Source organism: Lysinibacillus parviboronicapiens (assembly GCF_003049605.2).
Taxonomy (GTDB): Bacteria; Bacillota; Bacilli; order Bacillales_A; family Planococcaceae; genus Lysinibacillus; species Lysinibacillus parviboronicapiens.
Window position 1 is genome coordinate 2,481,768 of record NZ_CP073713.1, and the last position, 16,239, is coordinate 2,498,006.

The 16,239-nt window shown below is 35.5% G+C and carries 13 protein-coding genes; 8 read left to right on the plus strand and 5 right to left on the minus strand.

All coding sequences use genetic code 11. The annotated features are described in order from the left end of the window. Positions 1-38 precede the first annotated feature (38 nt). The 4 genes from C9J31_RS11850 to C9J31_RS11865 form a co-directional block, all read right to left on the minus strand. A complete protein-coding gene (locus tag C9J31_RS11850; protein ID WP_107926883.1) occupies positions 39-1,583 on the minus strand; it encodes a solute symporter family protein in 1,545 nt (514 codons plus the stop codon). Next, on the minus strand, positions 1,580-1,918 hold the full coding sequence (locus C9J31_RS11855) for a DUF485 domain-containing protein (protein ID WP_107926885.1): 339 nt from the start codon (positions 1,916-1,918) through the stop codon (positions 1,580-1,582). Before C9J31_RS11855 ends, C9J31_RS11850 begins: the two co-directional genes overlap by 4 nt. A gap of 469 nt (positions 1,919-2,387) precedes the next feature. After that, the gene (locus C9J31_RS11860; protein ID WP_107950505.1) at positions 2,388-3,941 is read right to left on the minus strand and encodes a solute symporter family protein; all 1,554 of its coding nucleotides are present in this window, start codon (positions 3,939-3,941) and stop codon (positions 2,388-2,390) included. Continuing rightward, entirely contained in the window at positions 3,942-4,277 is a 336-nt protein-coding gene (locus tag C9J31_RS11865; RefSeq protein WP_107926889.1) for a DUF485 domain-containing protein, read from the minus strand. 590 nt (positions 4,278-4,867) lie between these two features. Here C9J31_RS11865 and C9J31_RS11870 point away from each other — a divergent pair. The 5 genes from C9J31_RS11870 to C9J31_RS11890 all read left to right on the plus strand — a co-directional run bounded on the left by C9J31_RS11870 (position 4,868) and on the right by C9J31_RS11890 (position 9,547). Further along, on the plus strand, positions 4,868-5,455 hold the full coding sequence (locus tag C9J31_RS11870) for an SCO family protein (protein WP_107950504.1): 588 nt from the start codon (positions 4,868-4,870) through the stop codon (positions 5,453-5,455). Positions 5,456-5,499: 44 nt separating this feature from the next. Next, positions 5,500-5,808: a Tn3 family transposase gene (locus C9J31_RS11875; RefSeq protein ID WP_054768418.1), complete on the plus strand. Its 309-nt coding sequence runs from the start codon at positions 5,500-5,502 to the stop codon at positions 5,806-5,808. Between the two features lie 427 nt (positions 5,809-6,235). Continuing rightward, on the plus strand, positions 6,236-7,195 hold the full coding sequence (locus tag C9J31_RS11880) for a 2-hydroxyacid dehydrogenase (RefSeq protein WP_107950503.1): 960 nt from the start codon (positions 6,236-6,238) through the stop codon (positions 7,193-7,195). 106 nt (positions 7,196-7,301) lie between these two features. Further along, complete coding sequence (locus C9J31_RS11885) at positions 7,302-7,685, plus strand: cupin domain-containing protein (protein ID WP_107926210.1); 384 nt, start codon at positions 7,302-7,304, stop codon at positions 7,683-7,685. Between the two features lie 608 nt (positions 7,686-8,293). After that, positions 8,294-9,547 carry an MFS transporter gene (locus C9J31_RS11890; protein ID WP_107950502.1) on the plus strand — a complete coding sequence of 418 codons (1,254 nt, stop codon included), beginning with the start codon at positions 8,294-8,296 and terminating at the stop codon, positions 9,545-9,547. A 308-nt stretch (positions 9,548-9,855) separates the two neighbouring features. Here C9J31_RS11890 and C9J31_RS11895 read toward each other — a convergent pair whose 3' ends face one another. Beyond that, positions 9,856-11,469: a PucR family transcriptional regulator gene (locus C9J31_RS11895; RefSeq protein ID WP_107950501.1), complete on the minus strand. Its 1,614-nt coding sequence runs from the start codon at positions 11,467-11,469 to the stop codon at positions 9,856-9,858. A gap of 151 nt (positions 11,470-11,620) precedes the next feature. Here C9J31_RS11895 and allW point away from each other — a divergent pair, with 151 nt between their 5' ends. The 3 genes from allW to C9J31_RS11910 all read left to right on the plus strand — a co-directional run bounded on the left by allW (position 11,621) and on the right by C9J31_RS11910 (position 16,142). After that, positions 11,621-13,066: an allantoin permease gene (allW, locus tag C9J31_RS11900; RefSeq protein WP_107950500.1), complete on the plus strand. Its 1,446-nt coding sequence runs from the start codon at positions 11,621-11,623 to the stop codon at positions 13,064-13,066. 15 nt (positions 13,067-13,081) lie between these two features. After that, a complete protein-coding gene (gene allB, locus C9J31_RS11905) occupies positions 13,082-14,446 on the plus strand; it encodes an allantoinase AllB (RefSeq protein ID WP_107950499.1) in 1,365 nt (454 codons plus the stop codon). Between the two features lie 73 nt (positions 14,447-14,519). Further along, a complete protein-coding gene (locus C9J31_RS11910; RefSeq protein WP_107950498.1) occupies positions 14,520-16,142 on the plus strand; it encodes a lactate permease LctP family transporter in 1,623 nt (540 codons plus the stop codon). Positions 16,143-16,239 lie beyond the last annotated feature (97 nt).

Genomic DNA, 16,239 nt, shown 5'->3' on the forward strand with positions numbered 1-16,239 from the left:
CTCGTAAGCTAAAAGCCTACGAGGTTATTGTCATACTATTAGTGTGATACGTCTTGTACAGAAATACCTGTATTCGCTTTCACATCAACTTCACGGTATTTCGCATCGTCAGATTCTTTAGAAAGTAATGTTCCAATTAATCCACCTAAGAACCCAAGAGGTACAGAGATTAATGCTGGATTTGTTAACATAATTAACGGTTCACCAACAAAAATCGCTTTACCTTCCACCGGATTCCATACGTTAGGAGATACTGCTACTAGGATTAAAGCTGAAATTAAACCTGTCAACATTGCCGTAACAGCACCAGCAGTGTTGAATTTCTTCCAGTAAATTGTGTAAATAATAACCGGTAAGTTTGCAGAACCCGCAATACAGAATGCTAGTGATACTAAGAATGCAACGTTTAATGTTTGTGCTCCAAGTGCAAGTAAGATAGAAATAACAGAGATAGTGATTGAACCAATACGAGCCGCAAGTACTTGCTCTTTCTCTGTAATTTTCCCTTTTTTAATAATTTGACCATAGATATCATGTGATAGGGCAGAGGCACCTGACAGTACCAGACCCGCTACTACCGCTAAAATTGTAGCAAATGCTACCGCACAAACGAATGAGAATAGGATGTCGCCACCAAGTGCTTCTGCAAGAAGTGGAGCAGCCATGTTACCTGCAGCGTTTGCTGCGATAATTTCTTCTTTACCTACGAATGCAGCTGCACCGAAGCCTAAGAAGATTGTTAAAACGTAGAACAGACCTACAATCCAAGTAGCCCAAATTACTGATGAACGAGCTGTTTTTGCATCTTTTACAGTGAAGAAACGCATTAAGATATGTGGAAGACCCGCAGTACCTAATACTAAGGCAATTAACATTGAGATTGTGTCAATTCCGTTTGTATATTTTAGACCCGGATTTAAGTATGCTGCACCACTTTCAGTTGCAGTTGTCATTTCAGTAAACATTGTCGAAATACTGAAACCAAACTCTTTTAATACTAAGAATGAAATAATAACTGTACCTAACATTAGAAGACACGCTTTAATAATTTGTACCCAAGAAGTGGCAGTCATACCGCCGAATAAAACGTAAGTAGTCATCATTATACCTACGATTAAAACGGCAATCCAATAGTCGATTCCTAGAAGTAATTGAATAAGTGCGCCTGCACCAACTAGCTGTGCAATCATGTAGAATAAAACAATTGTAATTGTACTTAATGCTGCTGTACCACGAACCTTTGCGTTGTCGAAACGTGCAGTGATCATGTCAGCTAAAGTAAATTTACCAAGGTTACGTAATGGCTCAGCGACAATATAAAGTACCACTAAGTAAGCTACTAAATAACCGATAGAGAAGAAGAATCCATCAAATCCAAATAATGCAACAGCACCAGCTATGCCAAGGAATGAAGCTGCTGATAAGTAGTCACCAGCGATAGCTAGTCCATTTTGCCAGCCTGTTAAACCACCGCCTGCAGTGTAGAAATCACTTGCAGATGAAGTACGTTTAGATGCCCACCATGTAATTACTAATGTAAGACCAACAATTGCTACGAAGAAAAATATTGCTGTAAAGCTCATAGGCGGCCACCTCCGTTTTCATATTCAGCGATAATTGCTTTTGCTTCCCTGTCATAACTATTTGCTTTCGCAACATATAAGTGACATAAGCTCCAAGTCATAATGAATAATCCTGCTGCGTAAACCCACACCCAAGTAATTTCCCCAAATGCCTTCTGGTGTAAAATTGTTGTGTACGAAGTAAGAATTGGCAGCAACATGTAAGCCGCTAAGAAGAATACAGTCATTGACCAAAGAAATGCATTCTTTTTTCTTACAAGTGCTCTAAACGATTCTTGATTTGCAATCGCATCATAGTCGATAACGACGCTTTTGCTTGCTTGATTGTTCGCCATAAACATTCCCCATTTTGTGTTTATTTTTACTGCTTCAACGCTTGATTTTGCTACTTTAGTGAATTCACATCTTCATTTTATGAGACAGTTCACAAAATTGCAATACATTTCAGAAAAATTATGCAAAAAAAATTTCTGAAAAAATAGACTTTAAACAGAAAAAACTCGACAAAGCCTAGAAAATAAAGGGTTTTGGAATATTCAGATAAATAGACAAAACTTAGATATTACTAGCTTCTTGACAAAAATCAGCGCTTCAAAACCGAGAAAAAAACCGTTTTTTTTAGAGAAAATAAACACTATTCAACTAGTGAAAAATGGGTTTTTTCTGATATTTGGAAAAGAAATAGTATTGTTCGATAAGTAAAATACTTAATTTTTTATAATAATAAACAGAAAAAAACCCGACCGAAGTCGAGTTTTTTAGGTGAAAATCCCACTCAAAAATAGCTGATTGAAGGGCAACAAATTAATGAGAAATATCCGAAACTGAAACACCTGTATTTGCTTTTACGCGAATTTCTTTGTAGATACGTTCTGCTTCTTCTTGCGATACTTTATTAGTAGAAAGAACAGAGCCTAAATAACCTGCAATAAAGCCAAGAGGAATGGTAATAATGGCTGGAACCGCTAGTGGCACAAGTGGGTTACCAACAAAGATTGCAGCGCCTTCTATAGGGCTCCATACGTTTGGACCCATTGCTCCTAATATTAAGCATGATACTAATCCCGTTACCATTGCCGTCACGGCGCCTGTAGAGTTGAATTTTTTCCAATAAATTGTGTACAAAATAACTGGAAGGTTGGCAGATGCACCAATACAGAATGCAAAAGATACTAAAAATGATACATTTAAGCTTTGTGCGAATAACGCAAGAATAATAGAAACAATGGCAATAGAAATAGAGCCAGTACGAGCTGCTAAAACTTGTTGTTTCTCTGTTAATTTACCGTCTTTCATGATTTCACCATAAATATCATGTGAAATAGCAGATGCACCTGTTAAAACTAAACCAGATACTACCGCTAAAATCGTTGCAAATGCTACCGCACAGATGAATGACATTAATACGTCACCACCAAGGAATTCAGCAAGAAGTGGTGCAGCTGTGTTACCAGCTTTACTTTCAGCAATAATATTATCAAGACCTACAAAATGCATTGCGCCGAAGCCTAGGAAAATAGTTAATGAGAAGAATATAGCTGTAATCCAAGTTGTCCAAGAAATAGACGCACGCGCTGTTTTTGCATCTTTTACAGTGAAGAAACGCATTAAAATATGTGGCAAACCAGATGTACCTAATACAAGGGCCATCATCATAGAAACAGAGTCAATTGAACTTGTGTATTTTAAACCTGGCACAAGGAATTGATCACCGTGATCGGCAGAGATTGTATCGAACATCTTTACTAGAGAGAAATCAAATTTCATCAGTACAAGTGTAGCTAATAAGCCTGTACCAAATAATAGAAGTCCTGCTTTAATAATTTGTACCCAAGATGTAGCAGTCATACCACCAAATAATACATAGGTTGTCATCATGACACCCACAATTAACACCGCAACCCAGTACTCAATACCAAATAATAATTTGATTAAAGCACCCGCACCAACTAATTGTGCAATCATATAAAGAATAACGATAATAATCGTACCTGTCGCAGCAACACCACGCACTCGTTTTTCATTGAAACGAGCTGTTAACATATCCGCTAAAGTATAGCGACCTAAGTTACGCATAGGTTCAGCAATTACATATAGTAGAACTAAGTTTGCTACCACATAACCAACAGAGAAGAAGAAACCATCAAAACCCGTTAGCGCAATGGCACCAGAAACACCTAGAAAAGCAGCAGCAGATAAATAATCACCAGCAATGGCAAATCCATTTTGCCATCCCTTCAGACCCCCACCAGCTGTATAGAAGTCACTGGCAGAAGAGGTACGCTTCGCAGCGATATACGTAACTACTAATGTTAAGCCTACGATGCCTAAGAAGAAACCAACTGATACTAAATTCATTTATTTTCCACCTTTCGCGTGATATTCTGCTAAAACTGCTGCTGCAGCTTTATCGAATGAAGATGCTTTTTTTACATATACTGTACAAAGAACAATTGTCATGATGAATAATCCTGCTGAGTAAACCCAAACCCCCGTAATACTACCAACAACTCGTTGTTGTAGTACAGGTTGGAAAGCAAGGATTGGCAGTAAGATATAAAGAAATAAAAACCCTGCAGTGATAGAGAAAAGGAAGGTATTTTTCTTTTTTACGAATTTGTTGAACGATTCCATAGCTTCAATTGCATTATAGTCAACTGATTGTACGTTTTTGTTCTCAGTAATATTAGCCATTATTATTCCCCCTAAAGTTATATATTTCTGTTTTAAACGACATATTTCTTTTTGTTTCGTCGTTATATTCACTTATTTTATGAGGAAGATTCCTATAATGCAATACTAAATTTTAAGTTTTTCTAATTTTTAGTCAAATTCAAAGAGTGGAAATAACGTAGAAATAATAAGGATTTAATAGAAATAATCCGTACAAAAGAGAAAGGGATTAACTATTGAAATAGTATTCCAAAAATAGCTTAGTGATAATAATTTTGAATGTAGGAGAAAATTTGAACACGAAAGAGAATTTTAAGTATTTCGTTATTTCGCTATCAAATTATAGAAAGGGAAAATAAGAAAAGAATAACTTGTTATATAACAATTTTGTGATGTTTGGGAAATAAATAAAATAACAAAAAAATTTTTTGAAAATTTTTAAAAGCCTTATTAATTCCCTGGAATATAAATCCTAAGATGTTACCAAAATCATACAAAAATCAGCCAAAGACATAAAAGATTCGTTAAGTTCAAGTTCGTTATCTTGTAATTAGTTTCTATAATTTATACAATTAACAGCGATGACAAATTAGAGGGAAGTGACTAACTTTATGAAGAAGAAAAGTATCATGCTTATAGGGATACTTGTAATAAGTAGCTTATTGGGAGCTTGTGGCAGCTATAAATTTGAACCAACACTAAATATAGAGGTAGAGGATTTTTCGCTTACAAATCAAAACAATAAGGAAGTTAGCTTGAATGACTTAAAAGGCAAGCCTTGGTTAGCGATGTTTATCTTTACAAATTGCACGACAGTTTGTCCGCCAATGACATTTAATATGACAGAGATTCAGACAGCTCTTCAAGATAAGGACATTAAGGATTATAATATAGTAGCTTTTAGCGTAGATCCTGAAGTAGATACGCCAGAAGCATTAACAAATTACTTAAATTCTTATTCAGTAGCTGATAAAAGTAAATGGCAGCTATTAACTGGTTATAAGCAAGAATATATTGAGCAATTTGCCAGAAAATCATTTAATTCTTTAGTGAAAAAATCTCCAAATTCTGACCAAGTCGTACATATGTCAAGATTTTATTTAGTGAATGCAGATGGTCAAGTCGTGAAGGATTACGACGGCACGACAGATGTGCCAATGGAAACAATCGTTGCAGATATGAAGGCGTTAACTAAATAAAAAGCAATAACTCAGAGGTTTGAATGACTTCTGAGTTATTTTTTATGGCTGTAATTAATGAAAGAAAAATCGAACATTCAATTGCTGACATACAAAACATTTGCAAACGTTGGCACTTGGTAACAGCTACGCTGGTATCACCCCAGAATACGGTTTCGGTTTATCTTTCAGAAGCAATGAAACTCCTGAAGCAAAAGGGATTGCTTCAGGAAAATTTGTTAAACCGCATTTCGCCGTTAGGATGGGAACATATCAACTTTCTTAGTGATTACACATTCTATCAAAAGCGAAATGCCAGCCTAAACTCATTGTTACCACTTATTCAAGCAAAAATCGAAGCCGGTAATCCATAGCGTACAGGATACCGGCGTTTTTTCTGTCAATTAGGGCTTAGCGTACAAAATTCGTATATTGTAGGCGGTACTCTGTATAGAGGAAACATAATTTTATAAATAATTTCAAGTATTAGCTTTTGTCTGAAATAGGTAATGTTGCTTCATTTTTTGTCGAAAGTGAACAATGTTATTTAATTGCTCAGAACCTACAATTAAATTAAGCAAACAACATAAATAAATACGAAAAAACAGGAGTGTCATACAGTGAAAACATAAAATTTTTGTGCAAAGTATACAAAACAATACAGCTGATATTTATCCACCTCTTCCTGAGTAGTTTTGAAGAAGTGTGAAAATCGTGTGAATCTCTCTTTTGTTATTTTTTAACTATGGTAACTAGTTAATCAACAGACGTGTTAGAAAATAGTAGGAAGGAATTGATATAATGTTAGTTAAATTATTAGAACCATTAAATGTTTCAGATTCGATCATTGAAAAATTAGCGGAACCAATTAAACAGGCCGGTCATGAATTTGTTTACTACAATGAGAAAACAACTGATTCGGTAGAATTAGCAAACCGTAGTGAAGGTGCAGATGTTATTATGATTGCTAATAACTCTTACCCTACAGATGTGATTAATCAGAATGACAATTTAAAATTAATCAATGTTGCCTTTACAGGTGTTGATCATGTAGGTATTACTCATGCTAAAAACCAAGATATTATGATATGTAATGCAGCTGGATATGCGAATCAAGCAGTTGCCGAATTAACAATTGGTTTAGTGTTAGACTTGTATCGTCACATCACTCAAGGTGATAGAGAAATTCGTAACAGTAATTTCCCGGGACCATTCCAAGGTAGTGAAATTAAAGGTAAAACAGTTGGTTTGATTGGTACAGGTAAAATTGGTATGATGACTGCTCATTTGTTTAAAGCTTTTGGCGCAAAATTAGTTGCTTCAGACCAATCCCGAAGAAATCCAGAAGCTGAAGATTTAGGTATCGAGTATATGGAATTAGATGAGTTATTAACACAATCTGATATTGTGTCATTACATATACCATTACTGCCAAGCACAAAAGGATTAATTTCTAAAGAAAAATTAGATTTAATGAAAGAATCAGCCATTCTTATCAACTGTGCACGAGGTCCAATTGTTGATAATGACGCATTGGCGGACGCATTAAATGAAGGGCGAATTGCAGGGGCTGGTATCGATGTCTTTGATATGGAACCGCCGATTCCTGAAGACTACAAACTTTTACACGCAAAAAATGCTATTTTAACACCACACATTGGTTTCCTTACTGATGAAGCAATGGAATTGCGCGCTAGAATTGCATTCGATAACACCATTGCATTCCTAGAGGATAGACCACAAAATATTATTAAAAGATGATATTTTGAGATTTTCCTAACAAATCTCGCACATATTTAACAATATGTGAATAACTAAACAATGTAGGTATCATTTAGTTGGAAATTCGAAACAAGGAGAAAATACAATGACATTAAAACAATTAGCAAGAGAAGATTTAAAAAATCGTATTTTCCATTGGCCAGATATTCGAGAGTTTAGAGAAGAAGAAGCGACAAAACATATTTTCTATGAAACACCTAATACTGTAGGAGCTGTTTGGTGTATGCGCCCAGGGCAAACATTGCCAATTCACTCACACGAGAAAGCTGATGATATTTGGATTGTTATTGAAGGAACAGCAGATTTTTATCCAGAATGTGGTGAAATGGTTCAAATTAAAGCGGGTGATGTTGTTGTTGCACGTGCGGGTGAAAAGCATGGAATGACCAATAATTCTGATAAAGATTTCGTTATGTTAGGGATTGCGGGGCCGACACCAATCGGCTTTATTCCGCATAAACATAATTAAGTTTAACTTCTTTCAGCAAACATCCGCTGAAAGAAGTTAAAGCCTTCGGCGGATGTCACAGAATCGGCTTTGTACAAGCCAAAGCCGATTCTGGAAGTATTTATGCAGGTATAATTGATATTTATCACGTCTGTTGATTAACTAGTTTTCATAGTAAAACAAGAGAGATTTCTTCTTGTAGATGTAAGTTACCATATTAAACATCTATAAGGAGGAATCTTTCTGCCTAACTAAGGATTTTCAAACTTCTTCAAACTTTATTTCACTTTAAAAAGTGGATGAAATTTAGCTGATGCTGGGTTTGTAGGTGTAGCACTATTTGAACCATTGATTGAATCAGTCCGATAACCTTAAGGGGTAGTCGGGCTGATTTTTTTGTATCTTTGAATCTCACTTGCTTTGAGGTCTCACAAAAATACTACACAGAGATCGGTAAGCGAAAATACTAGTAGGTTTAGAGAATATTTAAAGTATTTGCTTTTGTCTAAAATGTGCAATGCTGTTTCTATTTTTGTTAAAAGTGAACAATGTTATTTAGTTACCCATAACCTAAAATTAAATTAAGCAAATACATAAGTAAAAAAAACGAAAAATGGGAGTGTCATACTATGGGACAAACAGTTAAAAATGACCCGAATTATTACAAAAAAATAATTATTGCACTGTTTTTAGGTTGGGTAGTTATTTGGATTTATCGTACAATACTCACGCCAATATATCCACAAATTCAAGAATCGCTAGGGAATATTAGCGATACACAAGTAGGACTTGTTGCTTCTTTTTATTTCTTTGCATATACAGGTATGCAAATTCCATCAGGGATACTCGTTGATAAATTCGGTCAAAAACGAGTATTAATCCCAGCGTTTATCATTTTTGCAGTAGCAGCATTTATAATTGGAACAAGCTCGACTATCACTCAAGTGTATGTTGGCGCCTTATTGGCAGGTCTTTCGACTGGTTCATACTATGGTGCAGCTTTCTCCTTATCGGCTAAACATATGCCAAAAGATAAAAAAAGTTTTTCTAATGCTATCATAAACAGTGGTTCAGCATTAGGTATGGTAATTGGTTTAATAGGCTCATCAGTATTAGTAGGTAGTCTTAATATCAAATGGAATTACATGCTTATTATGGCAGCAATCTTAATATTAGCAGTAACATTTGTATTTGTTTTGATTATTAAACAAGATAAAAAATCAGATACAGAAGCATCTGAAGATAAGAAAACAACGCAAGACGAAGATTCTCAAGGCGCAAATTTATTTTCACCAAGACAATTAGTTGTATATTTTGTATATTTTGCAACATGTTATGGTTATTACATGATTGTTACATGGTTACCGTCATTCCTTGTCGCAGAAAAAGGATTTGAACAAGGATCAGTAGGATATGTAGCTGCTCTAGTTGCAATCGCAGCAGTACCTGGTGCTTTGATATTCTCTAAATATATTGATAAAAATGCACATATGCGTCTGCGCTTAATTTTCCTCTTGTTAATTGGGGCAGCGGTAACAATTGGGTTAACAGTGTTTTCACCTAATCCTGCCGTACTTTATATAGCGTTAATCTTATATGGCTTATTCGGCAAACTTGCAATTGATCCAGTTTTAATCACGTATGTATCTGATTCAGTAGCATCAAATCGAGTTGCTAAAGCATTAGGTTTCTTTAACTTCTTTGGCATGAGTTCATCAGTTGTTGCGCCAACTCTTACTGGTTATATTGGTGATATCACTGGCTCGAAGGTATTAGCATTCTATATTGCAGCAATACTTCTTGCAGTAGCAGCGATTTTATTTTTCCTTGTAGTTATGTTAAGAGAAAATAAAGCAGCTCCTAAATCCCTAGCTAATGAATAAAGCGAGACTTCCATCAGTGGAGATGTTCTTCATCTTCCACTGATGGTTTGCTTTGTGATATATTTAGGCACATTTCATGCATTTTTAACTGTGGAAGACAACAGAATATTTTTCCATTTCATGTATAACAAAGTATCCCGCTAAAAAGCATTCATATAACTGCTTTTTAGCGGGATTTTATGTGTGATATAGGTATCAATTATGCCTCGGCATAACTGTGTCCGAGCATTCATCTCACCATCTATAGAGATGGTGAGATTGATGTAACTGACGTTGCATTTACGTTACAAAAAATATTTGCTGAAAAGTTAAAACGTTATTTTTTCTGATGCATATAATGCCAATCTAATATCCAATGATGCTTCAGAAGCTTCAACAGACTGACCTAAAATTTCTTCGCATTTTTTAATGCGATATTTTACTGTATTACGATGAATAAAAATATCTTCCGAAGTCTTTGTGAGGTCACAATGGTTCGCCAAATAAATTTTTAAAGTATGTTTAAGTTCTTTTTCCTTCGTCGTTTTCGGATAGGCCAATGGACCTAATGTATACGTGAGAAACGGTTTTAACTTATTAGCTGGAATGAGCTGTAATAATTCTTCTACACTTTTGGATTTATAGAGCTCTATAAATCCAATTTCACTATTTTCATACTTATTATCAAAAGCTTCATTCGCTTCGAAAAAAGTTAGTGGTAACTGTGAGAATTCAGAGACTTCATTACCAATCCCAAAGGATAATGAATTATTAAAAATTTTTTGATACTCTTTATTGAGATATTTGCAGTAGTCTAAATAATATTGATGTCTCGTTTGTAAAAGTATCGTAAATCGATGATTACCTGAAGACGTATATATACTGATAGTGGGATCAATGTCAATCAACTTATGCGTTAGCCATTCAAAAGTCATTTGATACCGCTCATTCAAATAGATATTATTTTCCACATCCTGCTCTTTGTCAATCGCACAAATTATCACTTGATAGTAATTTGAGGGTTGGATATGATGCTTTTTTAAAAACTCAGGGTGCTGCTTTAACGAAATAAGGTTATCAGGATGTTCAGACATGAGTGATTCGAAAAATTTGCTCACATCTTGTTGTTCTGCTTCCTTAATTTTACTATTTTTATAAATTGCGAGACTGAGTGTATTTACGGCTTGTTCTATTGTGAGTAAACTAAATGGATAACTGAGCGTATTGACATTTGAAATCATAAGATAATATGGAAAATATTTAAATGCAGGAACCTCAAATATAATATGTTCTTCTTGGAAAGATGCTCTATTATTAGGTGAAATCTGCTTGGAATTTAAACATCTTTTGAAGTAACTGAGATTTCTCTGAACATGTTCTGGGTGTTCGTGGAAGTGATGACTCATCGATTTAATTTGATGAAAAGGATTTATTAGCATGACAGGGACTCTGAGGAGTCTACTCATACGTTCAATCATCATCTCCAGACTTAACCCTCTCATAAGCATTGTATTTAATTCTTGTTGGATATCTAATGCAAAATACAATTTTTCAGTTTCTTCATCCGAGATATATGATGATATATGATGAGTAATTGATCCTAGATTCCAACTTTCGGGAATTCCGATAATCGGGAATTTTAATTCATTTGCGAATTCTATGACTTCATTATCTAATTTTTTTAAAAATCGAGATAACTTGATACCTATGCCAGCAACTTGTATATCATTTAATTCTCTAATGAGGTCAATTAATCCAGATTGATCGTGTTGATAATTCATACCAGTGGTTACGATAAATGACTGTTGTGCTGTAAAATCTTTGATATCAGGTGTTTCTGTAATATCGACCATTTCTACCTCTCTCTCTAAATCGCCTTCGTCATTTAACAATATTAAATCTGAAAATTGTTGTACAGACATTATTTCTTTTAATGTTGTCATAAGAACTCACTCCTTATATCTTTGTTTGAAAAAGCTAAAATAAAAATTAAATATGTATGATGTTACAAAGATAACCTATCACTCTGATAGTATACTATTTTTGAAGGTTATTATACGTATAATCCTTTATTAATAATAAAGGAGAATCATTATGCTTGAACAAGGTCAAGGTATTCAACGAGATACATCGTTTTTTGAAAAGCGCGGTTACAACAAGGATATCATGCCAAAGTCGGTTGAACAAAGAAATTCATCTGCATTTAACTTTTTTACGCTGTGGATGGGGGCAGTGCATAACATTCCTAATTATACAGCTGTTGGTGGATTCTTACTATTAGGATTATCACCATTACAAGTGATGATATCACTTGTTATAAGTTCATTGTTAATTGCCTTGCTACTTGTTGTAAACGGTTACGCAGGCTCAAAATATGGTATCCCATTTGCCATGCATTTGAGACATACATATGGTGATATAGGTGCCAAACTACCAGGGATATTACGTGGTGTTGTAGCAGGCATTGCTTGGTTCGGTTTACAAACATTTGCCGGGTCACAAGCTTTATTGATTCTAATGAATAAAATTTTTCCGGGATTCAGTGATATTGGGGATGGTACTACAATTTTAGGTATTACTATTCCGGGAATAATTGCATTCTTGCTATTCTGGGTAATTAACTTTGCCATTGGTATTGGTGGCGGTGAAACATTAAATAGATTTACTGCTATCTTAAACCCGATGATTTATATTGTTTTTGGTGGTATGGCTATCTGGGGCATTAAAGCTGGTGGTGGACTCAGTAAAATTATGAGCTATGAACTGACTACGGAGGGTAGTATTTTATATCCAACCATTTTAGCATTTATCTTAGTGTTTAACTCCTTACTTGGTGTTTGGGCTGCGCCTGGCGCAAGTGTTTCTGACTTCACACAAAATGCGAAATCAACGAGAACACAAATTATCGGACAAGTTTCTGGTATTGTTGTTGCTCATATGTTGTTTGCATTTTCAAGTGTAACAATTTTAATTGGTGGGTCTATTTATTTTGGTCAACAAGAGTGGAATATACTGAATATTATTAACCAATGGGATAATATATGGACGATCTTCTTTGCAACAGGTGTACTCCTATTGACAACAATCTCTACAAATGCAACAAGTAATATTATTCCAGCGGCTTACCAATTAAGTGCGTTGTTTCCAAAGCATATAAATTATCGGCGGGGTGTATGGATTGCATCGATTGCAAGTATTATCACCATGCCGTGGAAGATGATGGAGAATAGTGATAGTATCTTCATGTTTTTAAATATAATTGGTGCCATTCTTGGTCCAGTTGCAGGTGTCATGATTGTAAAATTCTTCTTCATATCGAAGTGTAGGATCAATATCGAAGAATTATACTTTGATAGGAACAGCAACGAACGGCCAAAAGTGAGAATCAATATACAAGCTTATATTGCGACAATCGTTGGAGTATCCATTTCCTTAATAGGTTTTATACCAAAGTTCCACGTCATTTTGGACTTTTCATGGTTTATCGGATTCTTTACAGCAGGTATTTTACTCTTATTATTAAATATTTTTAAAAAATAGAGGGAGATGATTCACATGAAATTCGATTTAATTATAAAAAATGGATTGGTCATTCTAGAAAATGGTGAGCAAGAAGTCGAAATAGGGATAAGGAAAGGTAAAATTGCTGCAATCGGTAAAGATTTAGGTGAAGATGCAGAAATTATTGATGCAAAGGGCTTAATCGTATCTCCAGGCATGGTAGATGCACACGTACATATTACAGAACCAGGAGGAGGCTATCGTGATGAATGGGAAGGTTATGATACAGGTACACGAGCCTGTGCAAAAGGTGGTGTAACAACAATTATCGAAATGCCATTAAACCAAGTACCTGCAACAATTAATGGTCAATCTATCAATGAAAAATTTAAAGCTGGAGAAGGGAAATTATCCGTAGATGTTGCAAGCTATGGCGGATTAGTGCCATTTAACTTAGACGGCGGTATTCAAGAATTAGATAGCAATGGTGTTGTTGCATATAAATGTTTTGTGGCTACATGTGGTGATCGTTCTATAGAAGGTGACTTCATGAATGTGGATGACTATACCCTATATGAAGGTATGAAACAAATAGCGAAGACAGGTAAAATATTATCTATTCATGCTGAAAATGCTGAAATTACTGATAGATTAGGAGAAATAGCTTATAAAAACGGGGAAACATCATTACGTGCTTATGTAGATTCACGACCTGTATTTACGGAAGTGGAGCCAATTAGAAAAATAATCCTATTTGCTAAAGAAACAGGCTGTCGTGTGCACATCGTTCATGTAGCTTGTGAGGAGGGGGTAGATGAAGTTGTAAAAGCGCAGCAAGAAGGTGTCGATATTACATGCGAAACATGTACACACTATCTATATTTCTATAAAGAAGAATTAGATGGTATCGGTCCGGTTGTAAAATGTTCTCCGCCAATCCGTGAACAATCGCGTTTGGAAGGTATGTGGAATCGTGTATTACACGGGGATATTTCATTCGTCACATCAGACCATTCACCATGTACACCAGACCTAAAAGACAAGGATAATGCATTTGAAGCTTGGGGAGGGATTGCAGGTGTACAAAATAACATAGATGTATTATTCGATGAAGGTGTACAAAAACGTAACATGTCATTAGCACAATTTGCAGCGATTATTGCTACAAACCCTGCGCGACGATTTAATCTAGCAGCAAAAGGTAGCATCACAGTAGGGAAAGATGCAGACTTTGTATTTATTAAGAAAGATGCACCTTATGAATTACAAGCCGAGGACTTAGCATACCGACACAAAATCAGTCCTTATGTGGGTCGTAAAATCGGTGCACAGGTAGTGAAAACATTCCTTCGCGGTGTTGAAATCTATGACAAAGAAAAAGGGATTGCAGACAAAAAAGCAGGGCTATTTATCTCTTAAGTAATGAGCAGTAGGACCCCATTTCTCAATGAAAACATTATAGAAATAAACTACTTAGAAAGAAGTGACAACTATGTGGTATCAACAATACGATCCACTTGGAAACGAAATAGTGAGTGGAATCATAGCCTTCCTTCCCATTCTCTTATTTCTACTAAGTTTAACAATCTTTAAATTAAAAGGGATTTATGCAGCAGCATTAACATTAGGAGTTACTCTTGTCATTTCTGTCGGAGTCTTTGGAATGCCGATTACTAAAGCTTTTGCGGCAATTCTTTTCGGTACAGGCAAAGCGCTATGGCCAATCGGTTATATCGTAATTATGGCTGTTTGGTTGTACAAGATTTCTGTTAAAGCCGGAAAATTTGAAATAGTACGTGGTAGTATCGCTAGTATTACCGAGGATCAACGTCTTCAATTATTGCTTATTGGCTTTTGCTTTAATTCCTTCTTGGAAGGAGCAGCAGGTTTAGGTGTTCCAATCGCAATTTGTGCAGCATTACTTGTGACCCTCGGCTTTAAACCAATTAAAGCTGCTGGTCTTTGCCTAATTGCCAATGCCTCTACAGGCGCATTCGGTACAGTTGGGATTCCGGTTATTACAGGTGCTCAAGTAGGCGGTATGGAAATTTTAGAACTTTCTAAAATGACGGCATTTATGTTACCTATGATTTCATTTCTCGTTCCGTTTATCCTCATCTTTATTCTAGATGGGTTTAAAGGAATAAAAGAAATATTCCCAGCAATTTTTATCGTCAGCGGAGTATTTTCGGGACTTCAATTACTAACGATTGCTGTTATCGGTCCGGAGCTTGCGAATATTATCCCTTCTTTAGCTACTATGGTAATTTTAGCTGTATTCTTAAGAAAATGGCAACCTAAAACGATTTACCATGAACCTGGTGTAAAAGAAACAGGGAATTTAACAAACCACTCTATGAAAGAAATCATGGTAGCATGGTCACCATTTTATTTACTCACAGGTGTTATAGCCATTTGGAGCCTTCCAGTATTTAAAAATTTATTTGCAGCTGGTGGTGTACTTGATTTTACAAACGTGGCCTTGAAAATCCCAGGATTACATGATCAAATCTTTCGCACACCACCGATAGCAACAGAAGAAACACCTATGTCAGCTATCTTAAATCTTAACTTTGTTTCAGCAACAGGGACAGCGATTCTGGTAACGATTATTTTAACAAGTATTCTATTTCCTGCATTAAACATAAAGCAAACCGTTAATTTGCTAGGTAACACTATTAAAGAACTGTGGTTACCGATTTTTACTATCGTTCTTGTAATGGCTTTTGCAAATCTCTCTGACTTCTCTGGACTAAGTACTTCACTGGGACTTGCACTTGCAAAAACGGGTGACTTCTTTCCATTTGTTAGTCCAGTATTAGGATGGATTGGTGTCTTTCTCACTGGATCTGTTGTTAATAATAACGCGCTATTTGGTAGCTTACAGGTCGTTACTGGGACGCAAGTTGGTATTTCACCACCTTTGTTAATGGCAGCCAATACAGCTGGCGGAAGCGTGGCAAAATTGATTTCACCGCAATCTATCGCTATTGCAGCAGCAGCTGTTAATGAGACTGGGAACGAATCAAAAATTTTTCAATATACATTACGATATAGCTTAGGATTGCTCCTTCTCATATGTATCATGACATTTGGCTTATCGTTTATCCTATGATGATTTTAAAATGAATAAACCACATAGTAAATCAGAGTTTTCACATTGATTTACTATGTGGTTTTTGTTTTTTGTAAAGATAAATTCAATTCCCTCA

Bases quoted from the DNA above. Each gene is read 5' to 3' on its own strand.
- allW (WP_107950500.1), top strand. From the start codon at position 11,621: ATGCTTGAACAAGGTCAAGGTATTCAACGAGATACATCGTTTTTTGAA.
- C9J31_RS11895 (WP_107950501.1), bottom strand. From the start codon at position 11,469: ATGACAACATTAAAAGAAATAATGTCTGTACAACAATTTTCAGATTTA.
- C9J31_RS11850 (WP_107926883.1), bottom strand. From the start codon at position 1,583: ATGAGCTTTACAGCAATATTTTTCTTCGTAGCAATTGTTGGTCTTACA.
- C9J31_RS11855 (WP_107926885.1), bottom strand. From the start codon at position 1,918: ATGGCGAACAATCAAGCAAGCAAAAGCGTCGTTATCGACTATGATGCG.
- allB (WP_107950499.1), top strand. From the start codon at position 13,082: ATGAAATTCGATTTAATTATAAAAAATGGATTGGTCATTCTAGAAAAT.
- C9J31_RS11870 (WP_107950504.1), top strand. From the start codon at position 4,868: ATGAAGAAGAAAAGTATCATGCTTATAGGGATACTTGTAATAAGTAGC.
- C9J31_RS11865 (WP_107926889.1), bottom strand. From the start codon at position 4,277: ATGGCTAATATTACTGAGAACAAAAACGTACAATCAGTTGACTATAAT.
- C9J31_RS11860 (WP_107950505.1), bottom strand. From the start codon at position 3,941: ATGAATTTAGTATCAGTTGGTTTCTTCTTAGGCATCGTAGGCTTAACA.
- C9J31_RS11875 (WP_054768418.1), top strand. From the start codon at position 5,500: ATGGCTGTAATTAATGAAAGAAAAATCGAACATTCAATTGCTGACATA.
- C9J31_RS11910 (WP_107950498.1), top strand. From the start codon at position 14,520: ATGTGGTATCAACAATACGATCCACTTGGAAACGAAATAGTGAGTGGA.
- C9J31_RS11880 (WP_107950503.1), top strand. From the start codon at position 6,236: ATGTTAGTTAAATTATTAGAACCATTAAATGTTTCAGATTCGATCATT.
- C9J31_RS11885 (WP_107926210.1), top strand. From the start codon at position 7,302: ATGACATTAAAACAATTAGCAAGAGAAGATTTAAAAAATCGTATTTTC.
- C9J31_RS11890 (WP_107950502.1), top strand. From the start codon at position 8,294: ATGGGACAAACAGTTAAAAATGACCCGAATTATTACAAAAAAATAATT.